Here is a 26,884-nt window from a genome sequence, read left to right as displayed (position 1 = left end):
ATTAGGAATAGATTTTAAATTGTTTTAATATTGGTATATCCCCACGCTAGTTTTATTTATTAATTCCTCAATTAAAATGGAAAAAAACTACTTCTCCCGTGGGTTTACTTTTTATGGTGGCCTTTTTTTTCTTGTCTTTTCTTTTAGCGGCCTTGCACAAGTAGGAATAGGTAATACAGATCCCAAAAGTTCGCTCGACGTCAGTGGAGCAATCTCTTTAAGAGAGGGACCGGCTTTAGTATTGGCTAATAATGATAACGAAGACATCGATTTGGGCCCAACTGTCTTTTCGATTTACCGAATAACCGGCCCAACAAATAATTTTAATATTCAATCTTTTAATACTCCCATTGGTGTCTCTGCAAGTGATGGCCAAATGCTAACCTTGGATAATACAACTTCCTACAAAATGACGATTGTTCACGATTCGGGTTCTGCAGGAGAGTTGCAACGAAGGATATTTTGTCCCAACGGGGAAGATCTTGAATTGGAAGGAGAAAATACCGTGGTTACCTTACAATATAACATTCTATTGCAGCGATGGATTGTAAACGGCTCTACGGATGTTGGGGGGTATGGAAAAAATGTTAACAGTAAGGTAGGAGTTTCCGACATTTCTACAAATTCCTCCACTGCAGAGGATATGGCAGATATGGAAATTGTTTTTACTCCAAAGCATGAGACGATATTTGTAAATTTTAGTGCAAGTGGCACCATGGACAAGGGAGATGCCATGAATGCGCAGGCCTATGCCAATTTTGAGTTGGTAAAGAATGGAGTTACTATGGCAGGAGCCACCACCCTGGCCTCAGATCGTGGCTATATTCCTGTAGAAACAACTTCTTCCTCTACACCCTATGATTGCAGAGAAATGTTTTATGATTCCGGGGGGCCTACAAGTAACTACGGCCATAATGAGGATGATACCCACAGCTTTCTTCCTTCCAATCCAGGTGAAAGAATTTCCGTAGAATTTATAACATTCAATGTAGAAAATGGATGGGACGGTCTTATGATATATGATGGGCCTACGACCTCCTCACCAATTATTTCGTCTGGTTTTATACCAGAATCATATCATCCCAGGCCTGCAGGAGCTTGGACCGGAACTGGCGCTTTTTCGCCCGCTGGAAGGGTCTTTACCTCCACCCACAGTAGCGGCGCTCTCACTTTCAGATTTTTATCCGACTCATCCTTAACCTACTTTGGGTGGGAAGCCTGTGTAACCTCCGGGACTGAACCGCCCAATCCGTGTAGGGAGATGTTTTATGATAGGGGAGGTGCCGCGGGTCAATATCCCAATAATGATATTTTTACCAAACTCTATTCTCCTACAAATCCGGGAGAAAAAGTGACGGTTAGGTTTATGGGCTTCGATACAGAGGAAGGATGGGATGGTTTAATGATATATGATGGTCCTAATGCTTCTTCTCCCATCATTTCTTCTGGTTCTACATCTGGTAGACCAACTTGCCCTGATGGTGCGTGGTCTGGTACTGGATCCTATTCAGCGGCAGGAAAATCTTTTACTTCCACCGTTCCTGGTGGTCAATTATACTTTGAGTTCCGATCTGATGGTTATATTCAACGTTCGGGATGGATGGCTTGCGTTAATTCTATTATTCCAGTTCCCTTGGACTGTAGGGAAATATTTTACGATAGTGGAGGAGAAAACGGACAATATCAAAATTATGAAAATATCACCTACAATTTTTTGCCCACCAACGCCGGCGAAAAAGTTTCTGTAGAATTTTTATCATTTAATACGGAGCAGGGCTGGGATGGTCTCATGGTCTATGATGGATCAAATACCTCGGCGCCGGTAATTTCTTCTGGTTCCACTTATGGAAGAACAAATTGTCCGAATGGCGCATGGACGGGAACGGAAGCTTATTCGGCAGAAGAGAAAATTTTTACATCTTCTGCACCGGGTGGAGAATTGACCTTTGTATTTCGGTCTGATGTTTCAAATACCCGCCCAGGTTGGAAGGCATGTGTCAATTCCGTAACGGTTTATAATTTGGATACGGCATGGAATTCAAGTTTTGTAATGTACCCTGTTGAAGTCATTCCCGGTGAAGAGACAACAATTAAAATTCAGTGGTCGAGGGACAGTTCAGATGGTCAAGCGGATGTTTTAAGAAATAACGTTACCTCCGAAGCCGAAAGAAGCCATCGAAGTTTAACCATATTTGATTAAAACCTTGTGAGTATGCTCAGAATGCCCTTATCCATTTATGTCTTCGCCATCCTGTACTTATTTCAACTAAATTCTCTATGGGGGCAAGTAGGAATCAACACCGAGGATCCTCAAACTATGTTGGATATTAACGGGAATATTTCCCTAAAGGCCGGATTTTTAACGCTTGTCGATGGAGAAAATAATATCGTTGCCGCCGATCTTTCTCTTTACAATATTTCTGGACCAACCACTGACTTTAGCATAAATGGCATACACCCTTTGACGGAGGTGGATGGTCAAATTATAACTTTGGTAAATACTACTCCACATAAAATGAAAATAGTACATAATTCCGCTGGAGGACCTAGTGGTATATTATGTACCAGTAATGGAAATCTTATTTTAAAAGGGATTTATAATAGCGTAACCTTACAATATATAAAGTCGATACAGCGATGGATTACCGTGGCATCTTCAGATGCTAGCTTTAAAAACAGAATTTATTCATCAATCGGGAACACCGATATAAGTAATGATTCCAATAATTTTATAGATATGGATGAAATGGTTATAAGCCTGATTCCTAAAAAATCTAGAATTTACATTAATGTAAGTATCGCCGGCTATATGGACCCATTAACAGCTGCGAATAAGGCCTCTCATGGGTATGCGGATTTTCAGTTGGTAAAAACTATCGGGTCAGTTTCTACGCCCATTACAGCATTTACCAGCCTCGCTTCGGATGTGGATTATAGTTCTATTACCCAAACGGCTTGGAATTCAAGATTGGTTATGTTTCCTGTTGAAGTAACTCCTGGGGAAGCAATTTCAATTCAACTGCAATGGCGAGTGGGTGGTCAGGATTTTGGAAGTTTATATTCTAATCCGTCTTCTTCTAGGAACCGTTGTCATCGAAGTATTACTATTCTAGATTAAAATCTATCAACACTCTTTGGTTATTTTAATTATTAGAATGAGAAATTTATCTATGTGTATAAGGAAAATTTTTGATGTTAAAATTTCTCGGGGAGAGAATAAAAAACTTATTATTGAGAAACGTAAGAATTAACTCCTCACAAACAATGATTTATCGTTTTAATGTCAATAAAATCCTATGTCCTGTTTTTCTTTTTGTTTGGTCATTTAATGGCAGTTCACAAGTAGGAATTGGAACTACGAGCCCGAATGAAAACGCGATTTTGGATATCGATGCCTCAAATAGATCTGGAGGTTTACTATTGCCCAGACTTGGGCTATTAGCTACAAATAACCCTGCACCTCTGGTGCCGCCTGTTCAGGCGGGGATGACTGTTTATAATACTGCTACTTCGGGTACTGGAGAAAATCGGGTTACACCAGGTTTTTATTATCATAATGGCGCAAAATGGATGCGTCTTGAAGATGATTCTATTCCAAATGGTAGGTGGAAGCTTACTGGAAACGAGGGAACTGATCCTGATAATCACTTTATCGGTACGACGGATGATGTTTCATTTCAGGTTCGTACAAAAAATTCAGCTCGTTTCGATTTCACGAACAACGGAAGGTTAAGAAGTTATAATGATGGAGATGCGCTACAGCCTACCTATTCTTGGGCCGGAACCAATGGCAAGAATATGGGAATCTTTCGGATAAGTTCCAATTCGCTGGGATTTTCAACCTCAGGAGCCGAGAGAATGAGAATAACCAATTCTGGCAATGTAGGGATAGGTATCAACCCTTTAACCCGATTGCATGTTGCATTTGATTCCAATGCTGCTCCCGCATTTATCTCTCAAATAACCGTTCCCGATTCTCAGTGGGCTGCCGCCGAATTTTTTAATCCGAATTCTTCGTTTGGAACAGGGACGGTTGCAACTGGATATTATGGAGTTTACGGTCGGACCACTAACGCCTCGGGAGGTTTTGCTGGGTATTTTTCAGGTGGGGTAGTGTCCAATGGCTATTTTATTCATTCTGATGAAAGATGGAAAACCAATATTCTTTCTTTGCAGGAAGATGCTAAAATACTCGAAAAGGTAATGAAGTTAAATCCCAAGTCATATAACTGGAGAGCTGCGGAATTTCCCGGAATGAACTTTGACCCAAATAAAAGATCTTTTGGGTTTTTGGCGCAGGAGTTAAAGGAGATTTTTCCTGATCTGGTAGTTTCCAAGACTATCCCTGATCCCAAGGTGAAAATGGACGCTTTTTAGAAAAGTGAATCTGTGTCAGGCTATTATATGGTTGATTATGATGGTCTAATCCCAATTCTAACCGAGGCAATTCAAGAACAACAATATATAATTAATTCCCAAGAGGCCAGAATTGCGAAATTGGAGTTGCTTCTCAATCAATTACTTGAAAAAAGCAAATAACCGATAGTACTTAGGGATTGGTCAAGTTTTTCTGCTTTATAGGTAGTCAAAAATTTCCGCATAGAAACCCCCTGTTTCTCTCTATAATGCTCAAAAGCTTAAAATCTGATTTATGGATTTAGTAATCTAATTTCCTCAAATCTTCAACTTCCCTCCCTTCAACTCCATCCAAAAGTTTGGGATAAGAGTTTGTACCCAATTTATTCGCTTTAAACTTTAAGCTCCCAAACTTATCGAATATAGGTTCTAACCTTATTCACAGTTAAATTTCTAAACTCCTCTACTCTCAACATATTAACTCAACAACTCATCGACTCATCGAGTCATCGACCAAAAATATCCTCCTTTTCTAAATTCTAATATTCAATACTAAAGAATCTCAATTTTGAGCATTGATAATCACTTTGTTTATAGGTATTTAACCTTATAGTAGAGAATATTTTAAAATTGTGTTGAATAATATGAGATTTTCTTTTTTTATAGTTTTAATTTATTATCTTTCGGTATCCTAAATAACTCCTCAGGATTGTTAATTTATAACAAAGGTATTACACCTTGATTTTTATTGAACTCCTCAAAAAGAAAGCATTTCCATTGGGATTCCTCCCCTAACGCTTGATGGGATTTTGTTTAATTAAAAATCTATTTCAGTTATGAAAAGAGTACATCTATTCGAGTCGAGGAGACTTTTACTTTGGGGCCTATTTTTCTTATTTTTCTTAAACACCTTTGCCCAAGTTGGGATAGGAAATACCAACCCTAATTCATCCTCATTGCTGGACATCCGTTCTTCTGGAGTGCAAAATAAGGGAATTCTCATACCTCGGGTCGATATTCCAGATTTATCGAGTAACCAACCCATACCTAACCCAATAGAAAGTATGTTGGTGTATAATAAAAATACCACTACCGGACCGGGTTTCGTTTATTGGAGTCATTTAGGACGTTGGGTTGGTATTGATGGAGAGAAGGACGTGAAGTTGGGCGGAAATGTAGGCACTGGAATACAACGTATGGGAACATTAGATAACCGTGCAATATCGTTTATTACATCTAATGATTCTCGTTTCGAGATAACCGCGGGAACCGCAAGTAGCGGAGGGAGAATGAGGGCCACTAACGATGGGGATGAAATTTATCCTATCTACTCCTTTATAAATAATCCTGGTACGGGAATGTTTCAACGAAGTGCCAATGCATTGGCTTTTGCCACTAATGGAGTCGAGAAATTTCGAATTCCAAATGCGGAACAAGTGCATGCCACCAAGGATGGAACAGCATCATTTCCTTTCTATTCATGGGCGGATAACACAGGTATTGGAATGTTTAGAGGTGGAACAAATATTCTTGGTTTTTCTACAGCTGGAGTTGAAAGAATGAAAATTAAAGCCAGTGGGAATATTGATGTAACTAATGACTTAGTGGTTGGTGGAAACCTACATGTAACGGGGGACTTTCATGTAACGGGGGACTTTTCCGCTGGTGGTAGCAAGAATTTTGCCATTGATGATCCTCGTGATCCGGCCAATAAAATATTAAAACATTTTTGTATGGAATCCAATGAAGTTCTCAATGTATATAGGGGTACTGATACCTTTGGTTCTACTGGGAGCGTAACCGTAACTTTGCCCGATTACTATGAAGCTATTAATAAAAATGCATCCTATCAACTTACCCCGATTGGAGCCGCTATGCCCAATCTTCATATAGAAAAGGAAATTGAAGGAGGATCCTTTGTTATTGCAGGAGGCGTGCCTGGCAAAAAAATATCTTGGACATTAACCGCTGAACGAAATGATCCCTATTTTCAACAAAATCCAGAAAAGCGAAATGTCGAAGTGGATAAGGGAGAAAAAAGAGGAAAATACCTGGTGCCAGAATTATACGGACAACCAAAAGAAAAATCATATTCCTATAATCCCACTGAAAACCCGTAAAGTAGTCGTGTAACCAGCGTGGTAATTGAATATTTATTTTTTGCAAGGATAATTAATCCTTTACTACGCTTCTTAAATTTTTATCACGAGTCAATTCTTATGTCTTTTATCCTTTCCCAAAGCGATCATTTCATAGTTGAACTCGGCTTATTCTGAATGTAAAAAACAATCACTTTAGGTTACTATAACCAATTCTCGATTATTGATAAGTGACCTATAATCTCTGCTGCCCTTTACTTCAAATTTTCCTATATTAGCCTCATCTAAAACTTAACCCACATTGGTCACCGATCAAGACGATACCTGGCTATACGAAATTTCTTCAAAAAAAAAAGTATTAGACCTGAACCTTCCAGAAGTTTGGCGCTATCGTGATTTACTAGTCCTTTTCGTAAAGAGAGATATTACCACGGTCTATAAACAGACTATTCTTGGGCCTCTATGGTTTTTCATACAACCTCTTTTTACTTCCATAATATTCACTTTAGTTTTTAATAATTTAGGAAGTATCAGTACCGGAAGCATTCCTCCTTTTTTATTTAACCTGGCAGGAATCACTGCCTGGAATTATTTTACTGCGTGTTTTACAGGAACATCCGACACTTTTAGGACTAATGCTGGTATTTTTGGGAAAGTATATTTTCCAAGGGTAATCATGCCAATGTCTATAACCATTTCAAACCTCATGAAATTCGGCATACAACTGCTGATCTTTATAGTTTTTTATTTTTATTTTTTATTTCGAGGCTTTGAATTGGGTCCCAATCTCCATTTATTTCTTTTCCCTGTTTATGTTCTTATGATGGCCCTCTTGGGATTGGGATTAGGGATGATCGTAAGCTCGATGACTACTAAATATCGTGACTTGAATGTGCTGGTGGGTTTTGCTGTTTCCTTATTGATGTACGTTTCTTCGGTGCCTTATCCTCTATCGGAAGCTCGGGAAAAACTTCCAACTTGGGTCGCGGACTTTGTGGCTTATAATCCACTAACACAAATTATCGAGGGGTTCCGATATATGATGTTGAGTACAGGTAGCTTTAGTTGGTGGGGCTTTTTCTACACGCTGGTTGTGAGTGTTGTTGTGTTCCTAGTGGGATTAATAATTTTTAATAGAACAGAAAAAAGTTTTATCGATACTGTTTAAGTTGGGTTCCACAACACTTTATAAATATTGATAATGGAAAAAGAAGAGAAAGTGAATATCTATAATATAGTTCCTCACTAAGAATAATTTTAGTATTAAAAGTAAAATTCTTAATTCGTCCTTAAACAGAATGGATTTTTAAATTAACAGAATTCAGGAAATGAAACAGTTTTTTCCGGTTTAAAATGAGAATCTCTTGAAAGTCCTAGATTTCAACTTTCTTCCCACTTTTAATCCTATCCGTCTTAACCAAGAAATTCGGGATTCCGTTTGGCTTAAACTTACCAACATTGAGAATATGCATTCATGGATTATGGGAGGTCAATAATATTCAGATGTTCATTAATGAATATTAAATGAGAGATTTTAGCTTTCAATATGTTAGAGCCTTACAGTTAAATTGTCCGAAAGGAACACTGCCAGTAATGTAAGATTCTAAACCGATAAGTTTTCCGGGCCTAAACCCTTGGTCCTTCTTCCATAATTCTAAATTCTAAATTCTGAATTCTGAATTCAGAATTAAACCTTATCTCTATGCTTCCAGCGTTTATGCGACCATAGATAAAACTCCGGCTTTTCCCGAATTTGATTTTCTAATAGATCAAAAAACATTCGTGTTATTTGATAATCGGGGTATTCCTTGGGATTATCTGTCATCGGGATTAATGTAGCCTTATAATATCCCCGTTTCGATTTTTCAACTTTCAAATACACAACGGTAAAATCAAGTTTTTTTGCCAATTCCTCCGTCCCAGTGAACATTGGTACATCTACACCCAAAAAGGTATCATGGTATTTAAAATGGCCCATTTTTGGGGTTTGGTCAGAAAGAATATAGGTCAAGGTCTTTTCGCCTTTTTTCCACTTTCTATACAGCACGCTCACTATTTTTTTATTTGTGACCAACGTTGCTCCAAAATGTTCCCTTGTTTTTTTAACCAGAGAATTAAAGTATTGGTTTGCAAGCGTTTTAAAAACGGCGTGGGCTTGATGAGGTATTAGTTTGTTTAAGATGCCACTCCATTCCCAGTTGCCGTAATGGCCTGCCATAAGAAGGATGCTGCGATTGTTTTGGTAATAGTTGTCGAGAATTTCCGCATTGGTAACCACGAAACGATTTCGAATTTCCTTTTCGGAAATAGTAAATGCTTTTAGCGTTTCAACAATTATATCGCAGAGATGTTTAAAAAATTCTTTTGCAATTTCGTTTCTTTCTTTTTCCGTCTTTTCTGGGAAAACCAAAGCGAGGTTCTCATTTACTACCTTTCTGCGATATCCAAATACGTGATACATTAGAAAAAACAGTACATCCGATTTGATATACAATATCTGCATGGGCAACTTAGAAAGGAGCCACAGAAATGGATAGACCAATAAATAGAGCAGTTTTTGCATAGAAATAGATTCGGCAAAACTACTCAAATTTATCTTCCGAAAAGGGGAATGCCAACTGCGAAATTGAAACTAGCATATCATCTCTTCGTTTTATAAGGAGCAATGAAAAATTTCAGAAAATGATTTTTAACCCTCCATTTCTGAGGTCTTCGGGTTTTAATTTATTTCAGAAAAAATTCTGAGCTCCGAAATTCTTTTGTTGTAATTTATTTTAAGGTCAATCAATTCGAATAAGGATTTATCAGACCAAAATTTCAAAAATCACTTATTTATAATTTCTTATTTCTAACTTCGCATTTGATCTTTAAATTTTCTAAAAAAAATGCAAATCCCACATATAGCCGTAATCATTATTATCGCCGCCAACGTCATTATTTCGATGAAGGGGTTTAACGATTTATCGTTTTTTGAAAAATATAAATTCAATGTTGCCGGTATCCGTAGAGGAGAGCAGATTAGAATGTTTAGCTCTGCTTTTTTACATGCAGACTTTTCACACTTGCTATTCAATATGCTTACCCTCTATTTTTTTGCCGATGTAGTCATAGATCAAGTTGGCGTTATGTATTTTGTAATAATTTATGTGGCGAGTTTGTTGGCTGGAAACCTGCTTGCATTCTATTTTCATAAAGATGAACCGCATTATAGTGCCATTGGTGCAAGTGGGGCGGTGATGGGAATTCTTTACAGTGCTATTTTATTTTACCCAGATATGTCACTCTTTATTTTCTTTATCCCGATTCCAATTCCCGCTTGGCTTTTTGGAATGGCATATTTGTTGTATTCTATTTATGGAATGAAAAACAGAGTTGGAAATATTGGTCACGATGCCCACATTGGTGGCGCCGTTGGTGGATATGTATTAACCTTGCTCTTTGCACCCATTCTTTTTCAATCAAGCCTTTGGATTGTTATTCTCTTGGCAGTACCATTAATAATTTTGTTTATAATGCACAAAGCTGGAAAACTGTGAGACCGGAATCCCTGAGATATTTAGTGCTTAGGTAAGTATCCCTTTATAACTAGAATTTTACCAACTATCGACCACCGACTAACAACCCTAAATAAATTTAAAAAAAATGAAGACTCTAAAAACTTTTTTAATTTTAGCAATTACAACTACCGTAATGATGGCACAGAATAACGTACCTCCCACAATTGATGTTATGGGTGAAGGGATAGTGAAAGTGGTTCCTGATGAAGTAACCATCAACATTCGGGTGGAAAATACTGGAGAAAATACGCAAATTTTGAAAAAGCAAAATGATGCTATCGTAAGTGAGGTGTTGAAGTTTTTAAAACAGATGAAAATTGCGGACAAGGATGTGCGAACTGAATATATGAACCTGACCAAAAACTATGATTATAATACGAAGACCTACACGTTCGCTGCAAACCAATCGCTTTCTGTGAAATTACGGGATATGGGTAAGTATGAACAAGTGGTTAATGGATTATTGGAAACAGGCATTAACCGAATTGATGGAATAGATTTTTCTTCCTCGCAAAAGGAATCATTGGAGAGCCAAGCTAGAAAAAAAGCAGTGGAAAATGCATTGATGAAAGCCAAGGAATATGCTTCGGTACTCAATCAAAATGTTGGGAAAGCTGTTTCCATTAGTGAATTCAGGAACTCTCCCGATCCGCGTCCAATGTATAAAATGACGGCGATGGAATCAACTTCAGCTGGGGATGGACAGACAATTTCACTTGGAGAAATGGAAATTAGAACTACCGTCAATGTAAGTTTTTTATTGAATTGATAGAAGAAGGGTTTAACCGCTTGCTTCGGCCAAGATTTCGAAATGTGGAGTTTAGTAAGAGCCGAGAGCCAAGAGCCAAAAATACTTTGCTAATGAACAAGGTCTGATCCGGAAAACGTGTTTGTAATACTTAGATTCCGTTTAGAAATTCCATAATAAAAAACTGGAAAATGAACTAAAGCGTTCTTCTTCCAGTTTTTTTATTAGTTATATCGTTTTGCGGAGCAAAGTATAATGAAAAATATCTAATGAGCAATATTGCAGCTATAGACTTTTACCTAATTTCGAAGTTATGAGTTAATATAGTGCCTACTGCAACTGTAAACTGCAACTTTTCTAACGGCTGCCAACTACTGACTACTGATCACTAAACTACTCTCCTCCAAGCAAACTGCCAATTTTGGCCTCGAGAGCATCTCCTCTAAGGTTTTTGTCTATTATCACACCATTTTCATCTAAAAGGAAAGTGGCTGGAATTGAACGTACGCTGTATTGCTGGGCAATAGGGTCGTTCCAAAATTCAAGATTCGAAACGTGGTACCAATCCATTTTATCATCTTTAATTGCTTGTAACCATTTGTCTTTTTGGTCAGCTTTATCCAAGGAAACACTTATAATGTTCAAACCTTTGTCATGATATTTGTTGTACACTTTTACCACATTCGGGTTTTCTATACGGCAAGGTTTGCACCAAGATGCCCAAAAGTCAATGATTGTATATTTTCCTAAAGCATCTGCAAGAGCCAATTCCTTTCCATCGGGAGTAGGGGCGCTAAATTCGGGAGCTTTTGTTCCTACCTCGGCTTTGCCCATTTTTTCTAACTGCATTTTCAATTCTTTAGCTATGTCAGTTGCAGCTAAGTCAGGACTTAAATCTGAAATAAAAGTATTCGCTTCAGTTGAAGTCATTTCCCCTCTGCCAACCATTTCGGCAATTAGCATTAGGGAGAAAAGAGATTTATCGTGATTTGCTAAAAAATCCTTCTTAAATTTTGTCTCCTCTCCGGTAAGATTCAAATTGTCACTCTGAACTTTGGCAATCGCAGCAGCATCATTTTCTTCCTGAGCCTTTCGGAAGGCGTCCATATTATTCTTCTTCTTCTCGTTGAACTCGTTTATTTTGGATACGAAATCACTGTAAGCCTTGTTTTGCTTACCTCCCGTGACCCTTGATGCCTGTACGCTATCCTTATAGAAAACCGCTTTTAAATCCTCATTGCCAGGGAAATATATTACCGTTCCGTTAACATCTGTAGAACGTAAGAAATTAAGGGAAAGGCCGTTGTCATTTGGATAAGTTCCTGAGAATTTACCATTCTCTATAATTAGAGTATCGATTATTTTGGCCTGTCTATCCTCAAAGGTATAAACCAATATTTCGGATCCATCTGCAAATCCGACGGCATCCCCTTCCAAAGTATAAGTATTTTTATCCTTTTGACAGGACATTAAAGTTAAGGTCAATGTAAGGAACAATGCAAAAATCTGTCTCATAATATAGGTTATTTAATTTCGGCAAAAATACTCGAATATTCGAAGAAGATAGGCCCTACATCTTTTATTTGGATAATTCTTAACATTTTTTGCGGTGAGAACATGTACATTTAGTGTTTTAAGCTATGGATAAAAAATTGGACACACGGGATTTCCCGATGAAAATAAAAATAGGCTTTGGAAAAGTTTTCGAGGCTTATCGCAAGCAACTTAATTTGGATCCTTCCAATAAGTGGACAAAGGATATGCTTTCCCTTTCGGACAAATATCCAGCGCTTTCCAAAGGGGTATCCAATGCTGAAAAGCTACACGAATATTCAGACCAGGTTGATGCCCTGATGCAACCTTTATTTCCTACCGTTTTTGACGACAATGAAATTAAGTTCGCTACTGTTCCCTTTCGGGATATAATTATTAAGAGCTCGGCAGGTTATAAGGAACTTGCCCAAAATGCCGGAAAAAATTTCTATCCAGATCTTATCAATTTGGACCACGATCTATATTACATCTTGGGTTGTAGTCTCATTGCCTCACATTACTATGGAAAGGATTTAGGCTTTCAACGGGACTTTCACTGCAATATTCCGATGAACAATGATCTGGTGCGCAATTTTAGGGTGCTTTATAACACCCAATTTGTAGAAGTAGAAAAGAGTCCTGATGCTCCCGAGCTCAAAGAAGAGGATTTCAACGAGCTTCTAGAAAGTTTTGACGAAATCGCGGTTTGGAAGGAAAAATTTCCTCCCCAAGGCTATACATTTAACGGTTTCTTAGTTGCTACACTTATCGATATTACCGTGGATACCTCTATTTCAGATTTTAAAACCGATTTATTGAATCTGGAGATCAATAAGGATTTTAAAAATACCGACTTCACGAGAATTTTTAGATCTATTTTCAATCTGCCCGATCTTCAGATTGGATTTGCGGATTACAATGAGGAAACGGAATCTTTTGAACGGGTTTTGTTCAGTGAAATCAATAGTTTTCTTTTAGGAGGTAATAAATCTGTTATCAGTAAAGAGGCTTTGTGCAATTCTTCGTATTACACTCTTTTTAAACAAAGGGAGTTCTACGTTGTTACTGATGCCGAACGTTACCATAAGCTGTATCCGAATAATATTCTCTATAAAAAGCTTCTGGATCAAGGTAAAAAAAGTGCCGTTTTTGCTGCCATTGTTTCGGATGATAGAATCCTTGGAGTTTTGGAACTTGTTTCGTCGAAGAAAAATGAACTTAATACAATAAATGCAAACAGACTTCTGGATATTATGCCGTTTTTGGTGGGATCTGTAGTAAGTGCGAAGACCAACTTAGAGAATGAACTGGAACTTATTGTTCAAGAAGAATGTACCTCTATTCATAATAGCGTTCATTGGAAGTTTAGAAAGGAGGCGCGTAGATATTTAGAATCTATATCAGAAGGCAATCCTGCCATTTTTAGGGAAATCGTGTTTCAGGATGTGCATCCCCTTTATGGACAGGTTGATATTAAAGGATCTTCTGAGGCACGAAATGAGGCAACTAAACAAGATTTGATTGAACAATTGAAATATGCGGCCAACGTAATCCAGAAATTGAACAATTCTGAGGCGCTGCCTATTTTTGAACAGATGAATTTTATGATCTCGGGTTTTATGGAGGAAATTGTTGAGAACCTCCAAGTTGATACGGAACGAAGAATAATAAATTTTCTTAATTCTGAAATAATTCCGTTTTTTAATCACCTTAGCCGTACCAATGAGGAATACAAAAAACTTGTTGAAGAATACAACGGACTTATTGATCCAAATACGGGTCTGGTCTATAAACACCGAAAGGATTATGACGAATCTGTAATGCAGGTTAACAAGGTGCTTGCGGGTGTTTTGGATAAAAAACAACAACACGCCCAAATGATGTTTCCGCATTACTTTGAAAGATTCAAAACCGATGGCGTGGAGCACAACCTCTATATTGGCGCCTCTATCACTAAAGAAAAAGTATTTGATACTATCTATCTGAAAAATTTAAAGTTGTGGCAGCTGCAGGTAATCTGTGAAATGGAAAATACCTATTCCCGTTTTAAAGACCAACTGCCCGTTCCTCTTGAAGTGGCTTCCATGATCCTGGCTTTTAATGGCTCGTTATCCTTGCGCTTTAGAATGGACGAAAAACGCTTTGACGTAGATGGTACCTATAATGCCAGATACGAAGTTGTGAAAAAACGTGTGGATAAAGCCCACATAAAAAACACCGATGAGCGCATTACAAAACCTGGAAAATTAGCAATTGTATATTCACAAGCTGAAGATGAGGAAGAATACAAGACCTATATTCGCTTTCTACAAGCACAACAATTATTGGATGATGATGTGGAAACAGTAGAACTGGAAGATTTGCAGGGTGTTACCGGATTGAAAGCTATTAGGGTTAGTTTTCTATATTCCAAGAACAATAAGCAGAAAAAGGAATATTATACCTATGAAGATTTAATTTCGGAAATTCACGATTAGAAGAATTCTATAATGCCAATGGCTTTATTTTATTTTTTTGACTTCCGGCCTTTGGGGTGAGGTGGATTCTGTTTTTCCCCCGGCCCCTAAAAGGGAAGAATTTTGATCAAGTGTTTTAAATTGAATTAAGCCAAACCAGATCAGTTTCGGGCGGGAGGTGTTTTGTTTTTGGTCCCCATCCCTTAAAGCGGAGAAATACAACCTCTTTAGAGGAATTAAAAAAATATAGTTACCGATCGAGCGGAATGGGCTGACTGCTTACATTTCCATATAGAAGAATGCAGCAAATGCAATAAGCGAAATAATCGTTCCTGCCACAAAAATCGTGTAGGTAATACGTAAAATTCGGTACTTTCTATCCAATACTTGACCCAGGAAATATAAATCTTTTGTCAACGATTTATATACATAACCTCTATCTTTTAATAATTCCTCCACGGCCCATTCAAACTCTGACAATTCCATTTTATGAAAGTTTCCGAAGAACGTAAGGTTTACAGCTTTATTGGCAACGTCTTCTTTAGTGAACTCTCCCCGGGTAATGTTGGGACGTGTCGCGATTACTGCCAATATCATAGTAGTTGCGCTGAACAAAATAAAAATAGCGGTTGGAATAATCAAATAGTTGTTATTATCTAGTTTGGATATAAGATTAGATAGTACCAAAGAAATTATTATGGCATTTACAGAAAGCATGATGTTTGCTTTTGTATCGGCTATATCGCTAAGTTTAATGTGGTTTCTAAGAGCCACCCGATAAAAAGTCTGGATTCCCCGTTCGGGACTATCGTTTTTATATTTGGCCTTTAACCGTGCTTTTTCATCATCGCGGTGATGTTTTTCTTTTGTTTTTTTACGTTTGGATAACAATTCGGCCAAGTTTTCCTCCTTCACGGGCTGCCAGTTCTTAAGGGCGTAAGCGGTATAATACTGGTGCTTCTCCGTTAACATTTTAATGTTTTCTTCTCGCCATTCTTCAGCAGTATATTTATGACGATCTTGTAATGTTAATTCCAATCTCAAAAATTCGCTGGCTTCTTCAAAATAATCTTTTCCAAAATGTGACGAATCTGCATCGCGTATTATCTTCTCAAGCTCGTTTTCAGGATCAGTGTGTTTAAATTCCGTGGCTAGAATACATTTTTCTACACCCTCGATAACATCTTTTTCTACGTTCTTGGATTCCAAAAATTCGCGTGCTATTTTCGCGCTCTCAGCTTCATGGTTTTCGCAGGAAACTATGTATCCCGTGTCGTGCAACAAAGCTGCTAAACGTAGGATAAGTGCATCTTTAACACCAATTTGTGAATGTTCAATGATTTCATTTATACTTTTATAAACACGCTTGGAGTGGGTATAATTGTGGTAAACAAAATTGCCCGGAAGCTTTTCTGAAAAGAGTTTTAAGATGTAATCATCAGTTTCTTGAACTAGGTTTTCCATGCACGATAAATTTATACTCCAAAGTAATAAAAAATAAAACCGAGGTACTCTATATGAATAGAATTAACATCTTTATAACTTTTGTGGCCTCGGTGTCACTTTTAGCCTGCGCATCCTATAATCCGAAATACAAAAATTCTCCAAGCCAAACAGAGGGTAAATCGATTTCTAAGGATATTGCTAAAACCTTCTACTTCATTGGAAATGCTGGAAACGGTTCTGATAAGGCTTCTAATTCTATGCAATCTCTGAGCAATTATTTGGCAGAGAACAATTCCGAAGATAGTTATGTGGTTTTTCTAGGTAATAGTTTTTATCCAAAAGGAATGCAGCCTAAAAAGGATGAGCTTACTAAAAAGGCCACTAACTCTATGCAATCCCAGCTTTCTGCATTAAAGGATTTTAAAGGAAAGATCTTAGTTGTTCCAGGAAATATGGAATGGCAGGGCGGGGTAGATGGTTTGGAATTGGAAGAGGATTTTTTAAAAGATAAATTTGATGGCGAAGGAGTTCTTCAACCAAACAATGGTTGTCCGTTGGAAGGAATTGATGTTTCAGAAGATATCTATTTACTTTTAGTGGATACCCAATGGTTTTTGGAAGATTGGGATAATTATCCTGAAATGAATAGAAAATGCGAGATTAAAACCCGGGATAAATTTTTCACCGAAATTGAAAGTGAATTAAAAAAGAACGCCAACAAAACCATCATATTTACAATGTACCATCCATTGCTCACTTATGGGCAACACGGTGGGAAATATCCCTTAATCCATAAGGATGTTTTTAGTACGCTTATTAAACCAATTAAGAGTCTGGGTGCCATTTCCAAACAGGACCGTTATAACGAGCGCTATAACGAATTGATAGATAGAGTTCGGGTATTGACCAAAGACTTGGAGCGATTGGTTTTTGTTTCAGGTCTGGATCAATCTCTTCAATATATAGAGAATGGAAATGTAAAACAGATTGTTTCGGGATCGGGCTCTGGTTCAACTGCTGCCACTCTAGGGCAATATGGAAAGTTTTCCTATGGTGGGGAAGGATTTGCCAGATTGGATATCGATAAAAATAGTGCTACCGAAGTTCGATTTTTTAAGTCAGAAAAAGATGGCAATTCCCAATTACTGTATCAGCACGAAATTTTTTCGCCGAGTAAGGATTATGACTTTAATACGCTTCACAATAATTTTCCGAAAACCGTAAAAGCGAAGATCTATGAAGATAGTTTAGTTGAAAAAACTGGATTTTACAAGACTATTTGGGGAGAGCACTACCGAAATGTTTATGGAACAGAGGTAACCGCTAAAACAGTCCTTTTGGATACGTTATATGGTGGTTTAAAAGTTGTAAGAGCGGGAGGAGGCCATCAAACGCGTTCATTGCGACTCGAGGATAAGGATGGAAGGACCTACAATATGCGGGGAATGAAAAAAAGTGCAGTTCAGTTTCTTCAAAATGTGATAATCAAGGATAAAATTGTTGAAAATGAATTTAAAAATACCATTCCGGAAGATCTGATCCTAGATTTCTATACAGCGGCGCATCCTTATGGGGCATTTACTATTCCTAAACTTTCCGATGCTGCTGAGGTTTTGCACACTAATCCTAAACTTTTCTATGTGCCCAAGCAAAAGGCATTGGGTAAATTCAATAAAAGTTATGGCGACGAACTTTATATGATTGTAGAACGGCCTGACAAAAAATTTGACGGCCCCCTATTCGATTATCCTGATAATGTTGAGAGCACCGATGATCTGCTGGAAAAATTGCAAAGGGATGAGAAATATGCATTAAATGAAAAAGCTTATATCCGAGCTAGGATTTTTGATATGTTGATTGGGGATTGGGATAGGCATAACGACCAATGGCGGTTTACTCAACACGACAACAAAGACGGCTCCGTTACTTTTGAGCCCATACCTCGCGACCGCGACCAAGTATATTCCAATTTTGATGGAGGTTTGCTAGATGTAGTCCGAACACTTTTCAATACCTCTAGACAGTTTCAGGTATATGGTGCAGAACTAAAGCATACCAAATGGTTTAACGCGGCTGGTATAAAACTGGATCGTGCCTTAATCCAAAGTTATGGTAAAGATGAATGGCTGGCGCAAGCGGAATTTCTTAATAATAATGTTACAGATCAAGTTATAGATAAAGCCTTCGAAGATCTTCCCAAAGAGGTTCAGGACGAAACAGCTTCCGAAATTAAGGAGAAACTGAAAGGACGAAGGGATAATATTGTAAGAATCGCCCAGGAATATTATGATTATCTAGCGAAGCTACAAACGGTTGTCGGTACCAATAAGGACGATTATTTTGAGATTACCCGTCTCCCCGATGGAAAAACAAATATTAAGACTTACCGAATTAAGAAAGGAGCAAAAGCAGATTTGATGCTGGATAGAACATATAGTGCGGATGAAACTAACGAAATTTGGATCTATGGGTTAGATGATGACGACGTTTTTGAAGTGAAGGGAAACGGGAGCAATCCAATATCCATAAAAATTATTGGCGGTCAGAATAACGATGTTTACAAAATTGCCAACGGCAGAAAGATTAAAGTATATGATCAAAAAAGCAGAAAAAACACAATCGAAAATCGAGGAGGGGCTGCTTTTCGGCTAACTGATAATTACGATTTTAACACTTACGATTATAAAAAGCAAATACAGACCGTGAATTTGTTGCTTCCTGCGGCTGGCTATAATCCCGACGATGGTGTTAAGATAGGTCTTACAGATGTATTTACTGTGCATGGTTTTCAACGGAATCCCTTTTCACAACAACACAGGTTTGCAGCCGGCTATTATTTTGGAACCGAAAGTTTTGATATTAATTACGAAGGTGAATTCGCCAATGTTTTTGGCAAATGGAATTTTCTTGCCGGCGGTTATTTCCAAAATCCCAACTTCTCGGAAAACTTCTTTGGTTTTGGCAATGAGACGATTAATCCAGATTATGAATTTGATGCCGGTAAGGATTATAACCGCGTCCGTATTGGCGGTTATGGAGTTTCCGTGGGAATTAAAAAAGATTCGCCTTATGGAAGTATTTTTCAATTCAGAACAAAATTCTATGGAGTTAAAATAGAAAGTACACCGGACAGATTTATTACAGATTATTCGCCCTCGCCCATTGAACTGGACAAAACCCATTATTATGGTACTGTAGAAGGGAGTTATCAATATGAAAGCTATGATAACAAAGTGAACCCTACGCGTGGGATGAATTTCAACTTGGAAGTGGGTGGTACCCAAAACATTCAGGATAGTGATCGAGTGTACGGATATGTAAACCCGCAGTTGGTCTTTTATGGGGCAATTACAAGGGATAGAAAAGTTGTCTTAAAAACAGATATGCGTGCGCAGTTTAATATTGGGGATAATTATGAGTTTTTCCAAGCTGCCAAACTGGGTAGCGACAGCGGTTTGCGCGCCTATAGAAAGGAACGATTTAGTGGACAAACAGCAGCGGTGGGAAGTGCCGATATTCGGTATAGCTTTAATCAATTCCGCACAGCGCTGACCCCAATACAAATTGGAGTTTTTGGAGGATATGACATAGGAAGGGTATGGGTTCCAAACGATACTTCCAATGTTTGGCACAGTTCCTATGGCGGTGGCTTGTGGATAAACACTGCCGACCTTTTAAGTGCTACCTTAAATCTTTTTGCTGGGGAGGAAGGGATAAGATTTACACTGGGATTGAAAGTCTCCATGTGATAGAAAAATCTTTTTAAATTGTTGAAATTCTTCTTAATATCAGGGACGGCTAGAAGGACTATCAATTTCTTTTCCATATTTTTAGGAACCGGGACTACCAAATACCAGAGGATATAATTTAAAGGGTTCTTTGGTTTGGTTGCAGAAAACAGAACAATGATTCTTAAAAAATTTTATTTATTTCTTTTCACGCTTTTTCTTATTTCCTCCTGTGCAACTTTTTCGCCGCAGTTTAAGGAAAACTGGGAAAACCCAACATATCCTTCCCACAAAGAAGTTGAGAAAACATTTTATTTGGTGGGAGATGCCGGGCTTTCGCCCATGGGCGGTATGAGCAATTCCCTGGCGACTTTTCAAAATTATCTTAAAAAAGAGGAGGTAGCCGACAATTATACTATTTTCCTAGGTGATAATATATATCCCGCAGGAATGGATCCAGAGGATAGTCCACGTAGGGGACAATCTGAAAATATGATAAACGCCCAATATAAGGCAGTAAAGAATTATAAGGGCCATACCATTTTTATTCCTGGCAATCACGAATGGTATAACGGCGGAGTAGCTGGAGTAGCCCGTGAAGAAAATTACATTAAAAAAGTTTTTTCAAGTCCGGATGTTTTTAAACCTAGCAATGGTTGCGGTATGGAAAGTATCGATATTTCAGAAAATATCCAATTGATTATTGTAGATACCCAATGGATGCTCGAGGATTGGAACAAGCATCCAACCATCAATGAAAATTGCGACATCAAAACCCGTGAAAAATTTCTGTTGACATTAAAACTGGAATTAGAAAAAAATCAAAATAAAACTGTGGTTTTTGCTATGCACCATCCTATGTACAGCAACGGGAACCACGGTGGTTATTTTGCTTTTGAAAAGCATTTGTATCCTTTTCAAAAGAAGATACCAATGCCCGTTTTAGCCTCTCTCGTGGTTCAGATTAGATCGCAAGGTGGCGTATCTGTGCAGGATAGGTATAATGAGCTTTATAACGATTTTATGAACCGTTTGCAGGAAATGGCAAGGAAGAACAAAAGACTGGTATTTGTTTCTGGCCACGATCATAATCTGCAGTATATTGAAAAGGATGGATTCCATCAGATCGTTTCTGGTGCCGGATCGAAAGAATCGTATGCTGCCACGGGAGACGATGGGTATTTTAGTACAGGCGAGCAGGGCTTTGCCGTACTTGATGTTTTTAAGGATGGTTCTTCGTGGGTTCGTTATTTTGTTGCGGGAAAAAATATGCAGCCCGAACTTATTTTTCAAAAAGAGGTAATTCCACAACCCAAAAAGAATGAGACTACGGAGTATCCTGAAAATTATCCCCTGGAATATACCGTTCCCATTTATCGGCAGGACAGTATTAGAGAAGCATTGTTTTTTAAAACGATATGGGGAGCCAAATATAAAGATGCTTATTCTCAACCTGTAACTGCAAAAGTTGCCCTGTTGGATACATTGTATGGCGGATTAAAGGTGTCCCGTGTGGCGAATGGAAAGGATTATAATGCTCTCTTGTTAACGGACAAAAAAGGAAACAAATATAGAATGCGGGCCATGGCAAAAAATGCACTCAGCATTTCGCGTAAGATTGATTCTGAAGATAATCCAAAGCCATCGAAAAAAGGCGAAGTTGAAACTGCAACGCTGCGAGGCCAGGATATAAACTTTTATACAGCTACCCATCCGTACGCGCAGATGGCTATACCAGACTTAGCTAAAGCTATCGGCATCTTCTCAACTTCACCGCAATTATTTTATGTTCCAAAACAGAAAAATCTAGGAATTTATAATGAGAATTTTGGAAATGGGCTTTACTATATTTCCGTGGCTCCTTCGGAAAAGAGTAAAGACGAGGAACTATTTGAATATCCAGATGACGTAGAGACAACGGATGATATTCTGATCAAAATGCGCAAAACCGGAGATGTTTATGTCGATGAGGAAAATTATATTAAATCCCGTCTTTTCGATATGTTGATTGGGGATTGGGATCGTGAAACCGAGCATTGGCACTGGGCTAAATATTATAATCGATATAAAAAAAATGTCTTCGTTCCCATTCCTACAAATAGGGACAATGCTTTTTCTAGTTTTGAGGGCAATATTCTCGATATTACCCAATCCCTTTTCAGTGGAACCAAGCAGTATCACGTATATGGGAAGGACTTAAAAGATCTTCAATGGTTCAACAAAGAAGGTATTATTCTGGATAGGGCACTTATCAGAAATTCTGGCAGAAGACAGTGGAAGTTTTTGGCTAAAATGATTCAGGACAGTTTAACAGATGAGGTGATCGATAAGGCTTTTAGCAATGTGCCAATCGAAGTTCAGGATGAAGCCTTGGAGGATATTAAACAGAAATTAAAGGAACGCAGAGCAAACTTAGAAGATATTGCCGATAGGTATTATACTTATTTTGCTGTTCAACAAACCATAGTAGGTACGGATTACGAAGACTTATTCGAGATTACCCGATTGCCGGAAGGAAAAACGAATGTGCGAAGTTTTACCACCATAAATGGAAAAAAATCCGACACGCTTATCGACCGCACCTTTTTGCACAAGGATACCAAAGAACTCTGGGTTTATGGGTTGGGTGGTAGCGACAAATTTGTAGTGAAAGGAAAACCCGAGAATCCCATCTTTGTGCGCTTAATAGGAGGTCTGGGTAATGATGTCTATAAACTGGAAAATGGTAGTCGCGTAAAAATTTATGATTACGAAAAAAGGAGTGACACAATTATAGAAAAAAATGGCGGTAATTTCCGTTTTACAAATGTCTATAATCTAAACACCTACGATTACCGAAAACAATTGGATAGGAGCCAGGGTTTGGTTTCTGCTATCGGTTATAATCCTGATGATGGTTTTCGGGCAGCCCTTCATTATGAATACAGAGTGGATAATTTTCAGCGGAATCCTTTTTCACAAAAACATGCTGTGGATTTTGCTTACTTCACCGATACGCAGAGCTTCGATATTTCCTATGAAGGGGAATTTGCAAACATAAAAAACGATTTGAACCTAAGTTTCGGAGGTCGATATACCAGCCCCAACAATAAAATGAACTTTTTTGGTTACGGAAATGAAACTTTAAACAAACAAGATGAAAAAGGCTACGATTACAATCGAGTAGCAGTTCAGAATATTTCCGGAAACGTAGCCTTGCTCCGCAATAGTAATTTTGGAAGTTTTTTCAAACTGAGAGCAAAATTTGATACATACGAAGTAAAGGATTCTCCATTAGATTTTATTAGTCAGGTGGATGTTTTTGATAAAGGAGAAACAACCATTTACGGTACAATTGAGGGCATCTATAATTATAGAAGTTATGATAATATTCTAAACCCTACAATCGGAATGATGTTTGACTTAAATTTGGGGGTTACGGACAATTTTGAAAAAACGGAAGATGTTTTTGGTTTTATTAAATCACGTGTGGGATTTTATAACTCTCTTGTAAAAAGTAAAAAGCTTGTGCTTAAAACTAATATTCAGTATGAAGTCATTCTAGGAAACAAGTACCAGTTTTTTCAAGCGTCGCAACTTGGAGGTAATACGGGATTAAGAGGATACCGGAACCAGAGGTTTACAGGGAAATCATTTTTGGTAGGAAATGCAGATTTGCGCTATACCTTACCCAATATTAAGATTGGTCTTTACCCGCTTCAAATGGGAATTTATGGAGGAGTAGATTTGGGAAGAGTATGGCTTAAAAACGAAAGCAGCGACAAATGGCACAATTCCTATGGGGGAGGAGTATGGTTTAATGGATCTGGAGGCCTTAATGCCAACTTCAATTGGTTCAGCTCTACCGAAGGTCCCCGTATAACTTTTGGATTGGGATTTGATTTCTAGGATATTCTGACTTAATCCGTTAAAAACAATAAAGCCGAAGATTTAACTTCGGCTTTGCTTCTTGTTCACTGCCCTTTCTTTCGTAAAGTTAGAGCTGAGGTTAATCAAACTATTGAGGAGTAATTATAGGTTTATCTTACGGCTTTAATCTAAAACTATAAATTCGGATCGTCTATTCTGTTGATGTTCTTGCTCTGAACATGGCACGCCATCGCTACATCTGTTGACCAGTTCGGACTCACCCAGACCAGTAGCTGTGAGCCTTGACCTGTTTACTCCTTTATTTACTAAATACTCAAGTGTGGATTTAGCCCGTCGCTCCGAGAGAGCTTGATTATAGGAATCACTTCCTCTACTATCTGTGTGCGATCGTATTGCCAAACGCATCTTTGGATATTCATTAAGGACTGCAAGTACTTTCTCTATCTCTATTTGAGCGTCAGGACGGATATTCGATTTGTCGAAATCAAAGTGGATAATTGGAATATTAAGGACTTTGGCAAGATCGGTTCCGGGAATAATGGGTTCTTTGTTTTTCTGTAATTGGAAGTCTATACGCTGATGTTCCAAATTTGATTCTGAAATTTTTTCATCGGTATCATAATCCTCTTTTTCTGCTCTTATACTGTAAACTAAGAACTTATTGGTCTCCGTAGAATAATAGCCGTTAATATCGGTTTGAAGTGTAATGTAAAGGTTGTTGTCGGGGTCTTTAAAGGTAATGGTGGCATTTTCTATAGGCTTCCCGGTCTGCTTATCGGTAACATACCCCTCAATATTCGCGAAGTATAAATCTACGATGGGTGTTTTTTCAATAAATGAATAAATATTATCGTAAACGAAAACACCTGTGGAATCGGTACGGTTTGAACTTATAAATCCTCGTTTTGTTCTTTCATCTATTCCAAAAGCAAAATCATCTGCATAAGAGTTTACAGGCGCTCCCACATTCAATAAATTGCCAAACTCCTTATCATTCATTTTAATATAGAAAACATCCATTCCTCCCAGACCAAAATGTCCGTCGGATGAGAAGTACAGTTCATTTTTATCGGTAACAAAGGGGAATGTTTCTTTTCCCGAAGTATTTACTTTTGGACCTAGATTTTCCGGCGCCCCAATTAACCCTTCCGGAGTTATTTGCGCAACGTACAAATCGGATTCTCCAAATCCTCCAGGTCTGTCCGAAGAGAAATACAGTTTTGTTTCATCTGCGTTGAGAGCGGGATGCGCAGATGAATAAAGATCACTGTTGAAGTTTAGTTCTTCAGCCTTACTCCATTTCCCATCAACTTTTTTTGAACGGTAAATTTTTAAATTTCGATCGTTCTTTCTAGCACTGGTAATATTACTTCTTGTAAAATATATGGTGTTACCATCGGCCGTAAAAACAGGGGAGGAGTCATGATAATCACTTTTTAGAATCCCTTTCAGTTTAGAAGGTTTCCCTACAACTTCATTTTCTTGATTAATCTCCACTTCGTATAGGGAAAGAAAACTTAAGCCATCCCAAGCACTTCGCTTATTTTCAAAAGTCTGGGTGGTTTGCGTAGAAGCATAAACCAGATTGTTTCCAAGGATTGTTTTTCCGAAGGAGATTTTATTCTCATCATAGATTTTTTCCAATACTTTAATGTCGTATCTGCCGGAATTCTGCTCAATTAATTCCAGATAATCTATGGCTCTTTTTGAGGATTTCTCAGTTCCTGTTTTTGTAAGATAGGAATCGTAAAATTGTCCAGCTAATTCGTCTTGCCCAATAGCCTGTAATGCTTGGGAATAACGCAGTAATACAATATTATTCTTGGGCTCTTCACCAAGGTCAAAAATGCGACCGTACCACTTTGCAGCTTCGTCATATTGGGCATTAAAATAAAAAGTGTTCCCAAGTTTGGTAAAAAGTTCTTCAGATTCAAATCCTTTTTCCGCGACTGTCAAATAGACCTTTTGGGCATCTATATACTCTAAATGCTGATAATTTTCATCGGCTTGCAACAGTTTTTTTTTCCTGGGCAGAAGATGGAAAAATACCAAAGAGAAAGATAATTAAAAAAGATAGTATATGGTTTTTCATCTGATTATTTCATTTTATAATAATCCTAACTTCAAAATTCGGTTAGGTAAGTTTTTTTAGAAGAATCGTGGATTCACTTTGCCTTTTAATCTTGTTCCAAGTTCAAACCGAATAAAAATCTCGTGCGATCCGCTGTTATAACGGCTAAGTTCAGTAGTTTCATAATCGTAGGCATAGCCTATCATGATATTTTCGTTAACCTGAAATCCTGCCATTCCAGTAACCGCAGCGCTCCATCTATATGCCAATCCGAAGGTTACGGTTTCATACAGCAAGGCATTGGCAGAAATATCCACCGATAGCGGAGCCCCGATGACAGCTTTGGTTAAAAAGGCCGGTTTCAGTTTAAAATCAGGATTGATCTGAAAAACGTAACCTCCTATTAAATAGATATGCGTTTTTTCTGTTGCCGTTGAAACTTGAATGTCGTTATAATATTCCGTTTCCAGAAAGTTGGGTGTTGAAAGTCCCATATACCATTTTTCTGAATATAGATAGAATCCAGCACCAACAACAGGAGATCCATAATTCTTTTTGGTTAAGTCATAATCATTTGGATTGTAAATGGTAAGTTTATTAGGATCCAGATCGAAAAGTGATAATCCACCTTTTACCCCAAAGGCTAACTTTACGTCTTGAGCAAAATCAATAGTGTAAGAAAAATCCATTGTTACTATACTTTCGGAAGAAGGACCCAATTTATCGCTCGTAAATCCTAAACCCAAACCCACACCCTGGACACCTATTGGGGAATGCATCCCAAAATTAAGTGTCTTTGGTGCTCCGTCCAATCCTACCCATTGGTTTCTATAAAGAGCGAGCATGCTCAGAGAGCCACGGCTTCCTGAATAACCGGGGTTCATGCTCATGGTGTTATACATATATTGGGTATACTGCGAATCTTGCTGAGCGCGGGTTTGGTGAACCGTTGCCAACAAAAGTGCGAGCACTATGAAAACTGATATTTTTGGTAATTTGATTGTCATAAGGAATGTTGTT

The 26,884-nt window shown here is 38.0% G+C and carries 15 protein-coding genes; 10 read left to right on the top strand and 5 right to left on the bottom strand.

Annotated features, from left to right (window positions below):
* Positions 1-76: 76 nt before the first annotated feature.
* The 5 genes from EI546_RS05850 (at position 77) to EI546_RS05830 (ending at position 7,623) form a co-directional block, all read left to right on the top strand.
* Complete coding sequence (locus tag EI546_RS05850; protein ID WP_128249666.1) at positions 77-2,200, top strand: CUB domain-containing protein; 2,124 nt, start codon at positions 77-79, stop codon at positions 2,198-2,200.
* A 12-nt stretch (positions 2,201-2,212) separates the two neighbouring features.
* A complete protein-coding gene (locus tag EI546_RS05845; protein WP_128249665.1) occupies positions 2,213-3,118 on the top strand; it encodes a hypothetical protein in 906 nt (301 codons plus the stop codon).
* A gap of 113 nt (positions 3,119-3,231) precedes the next feature.
* Positions 3,232-4,377, top strand: coding sequence for a tail fiber domain-containing protein (locus EI546_RS05840; protein WP_164905181.1), 1,146 nt, complete (start codon positions 3,232-3,234; stop codon positions 4,375-4,377).
* An 815-nt stretch (positions 4,378-5,192) separates the two neighbouring features.
* Complete coding sequence (locus tag EI546_RS05835) at positions 5,193-6,476, top strand: hypothetical protein (RefSeq protein ID WP_128249663.1); 1,284 nt, start codon at positions 5,193-5,195, stop codon at positions 6,474-6,476.
* A 280-nt stretch (positions 6,477-6,756) separates the two neighbouring features.
* The gene (locus EI546_RS05830) at positions 6,757-7,623 is read left to right on the top strand and encodes an ABC transporter permease (protein ID WP_128249662.1); all 867 of its coding nucleotides are present in this window, start codon (positions 6,757-6,759) and stop codon (positions 7,621-7,623) included.
* 519 nt (positions 7,624-8,142) lie between these two features.
* On the opposite strand, the gene EI546_RS05825 is transcribed toward EI546_RS05830, so the two are convergent.
* Entirely contained in the window at positions 8,143-9,018 is an 876-nt protein-coding gene (locus EI546_RS05825) for a lysophospholipid acyltransferase family protein (protein WP_128249661.1), read from the bottom strand.
* Positions 9,019-9,340: 322 nt separating this feature from the next.
* Here EI546_RS05825 and EI546_RS05820 point away from each other — a divergent pair, with 322 nt between their 5' ends.
* Both EI546_RS05820 and EI546_RS05815 read left to right on the top strand, forming a co-directional pair.
* Positions 9,341-9,991 carry a rhomboid family intramembrane serine protease gene (locus tag EI546_RS05820; RefSeq protein ID WP_128249660.1) on the top strand — a complete coding sequence of 217 codons (651 nt, stop codon included), beginning with the start codon at positions 9,341-9,343 and terminating at the stop codon, positions 9,989-9,991.
* A 106-nt stretch (positions 9,992-10,097) separates the two neighbouring features.
* Positions 10,098-10,781, top strand: a complete 684-nt coding sequence (locus EI546_RS05815) for an SIMPL domain-containing protein (RefSeq protein ID WP_128249659.1) — start codon at positions 10,098-10,100, stop codon at positions 10,779-10,781.
* 372 nt (positions 10,782-11,153) lie between these two features.
* Here the strand turns inward: EI546_RS05815 and EI546_RS05810 are convergent, their stop codons facing one another.
* On the bottom strand, positions 11,154-12,275 hold the full coding sequence (locus EI546_RS05810) for a TlpA disulfide reductase family protein (RefSeq protein ID WP_128249658.1): 1,122 nt from the start codon (positions 12,273-12,275) through the stop codon (positions 11,154-11,156).
* A 125-nt stretch (positions 12,276-12,400) separates the two neighbouring features.
* Between EI546_RS05810 and EI546_RS05805 the strand changes: the two genes are divergently transcribed.
* Positions 12,401-14,770: a GAF domain-containing protein gene (locus tag EI546_RS05805; protein WP_240673171.1), complete on the top strand. Its 2,370-nt coding sequence runs from the start codon at positions 12,401-12,403 to the stop codon at positions 14,768-14,770.
* Positions 14,771-15,028: 258 nt separating this feature from the next.
* Here EI546_RS05805 and EI546_RS05800 read toward each other — a convergent pair whose 3' ends face one another.
* On the bottom strand, positions 15,029-16,213 hold the full coding sequence (locus tag EI546_RS05800) for a Pycsar system effector family protein (RefSeq protein ID WP_128249657.1): 1,185 nt from the start codon (positions 16,211-16,213) through the stop codon (positions 15,029-15,031).
* A 53-nt stretch (positions 16,214-16,266) separates the two neighbouring features.
* On the opposite strand from EI546_RS05800, the gene EI546_RS05795 reads away from it, so the two are divergent.
* On the top strand, positions 16,267-19,944 hold the full coding sequence (locus tag EI546_RS05795) for a phosphoesterase (RefSeq protein ID WP_128249656.1): 3,678 nt from the start codon (positions 16,267-16,269) through the stop codon (positions 19,942-19,944).
* 156 nt (positions 19,945-20,100) lie between these two features.
* Positions 20,101-23,811, top strand: a complete 3,711-nt coding sequence (locus EI546_RS05790) for a metallophosphoesterase (protein ID WP_128249655.1) — start codon at positions 20,101-20,103, stop codon at positions 23,809-23,811.
* Positions 23,812-23,955: 144 nt separating this feature from the next.
* Here the strand turns inward: EI546_RS05790 and EI546_RS05785 are convergent, their stop codons facing one another.
* Positions 23,956-25,806, bottom strand: coding sequence for an OmpA family protein (locus EI546_RS05785; protein ID WP_240673170.1), 1,851 nt, complete (start codon positions 25,804-25,806; stop codon positions 23,956-23,958).
* Between the two features lie 135 nt (positions 25,807-25,941).
* A complete protein-coding gene (locus EI546_RS05780; protein ID WP_128249653.1) occupies positions 25,942-26,871 on the bottom strand; it encodes a PorP/SprF family type IX secretion system membrane protein in 930 nt (309 codons plus the stop codon).
* Between the last annotated feature and the right edge of the window lie 13 nt (positions 26,872-26,884).

Source organism: Aequorivita sp. H23M31 (assembly GCF_004022485.1).
Taxonomy (GTDB): Bacteria; Bacteroidota; Bacteroidia; order Flavobacteriales; family Flavobacteriaceae; genus Aequorivita; species Aequorivita ciconiae.
This window is presented reverse-complemented; position numbering and strand designations above follow the sequence as displayed.

Excerpts from the sequence above, each read along its gene's own strand:
- EI546_RS05850 (WP_128249666.1), top strand. The coding sequence starts at position 77 with ATGGAAAAAAACTACTTCTCCCGTGGGTTTACTTTTTATGGTGGCCTT.
- EI546_RS05845 (WP_128249665.1), top strand. The coding sequence starts at position 2,213 with ATGCTCAGAATGCCCTTATCCATTTATGTCTTCGCCATCCTGTACTTA.
- EI546_RS05835 (WP_128249663.1), top strand. The coding sequence starts at position 5,193 with ATGAAAAGAGTACATCTATTCGAGTCGAGGAGACTTTTACTTTGGGGC.
- EI546_RS05825 (WP_128249661.1), bottom strand. The coding sequence starts at position 9,018 with ATGCAAAAACTGCTCTATTTATTGGTCTATCCATTTCTGTGGCTCCTT.
- EI546_RS05820 (WP_128249660.1), top strand. The coding sequence starts at position 9,341 with ATGCAAATCCCACATATAGCCGTAATCATTATTATCGCCGCCAACGTC.
- EI546_RS05815 (WP_128249659.1), top strand. The coding sequence starts at position 10,098 with ATGAAGACTCTAAAAACTTTTTTAATTTTAGCAATTACAACTACCGTA.
- EI546_RS05810 (WP_128249658.1), bottom strand. The coding sequence starts at position 12,275 with ATGAGACAGATTTTTGCATTGTTCCTTACATTGACCTTAACTTTAATG.
- EI546_RS05805 (WP_240673171.1), top strand. The coding sequence starts at position 12,401 with ATGGATAAAAAATTGGACACACGGGATTTCCCGATGAAAATAAAAATA.
- EI546_RS05800 (WP_128249657.1), bottom strand. The coding sequence starts at position 16,213 with ATGGAAAACCTAGTTCAAGAAACTGATGATTACATCTTAAAACTCTTT.
- EI546_RS05795 (WP_128249656.1), top strand. The coding sequence starts at position 16,267 with ATGAATAGAATTAACATCTTTATAACTTTTGTGGCCTCGGTGTCACTT.
- EI546_RS05790 (WP_128249655.1), top strand. The coding sequence starts at position 20,101 with ATGATTCTTAAAAAATTTTATTTATTTCTTTTCACGCTTTTTCTTATT.
- EI546_RS05780 (WP_128249653.1), bottom strand. The coding sequence starts at position 26,871 with ATGACAATCAAATTACCAAAAATATCAGTTTTCATAGTGCTCGCACTT.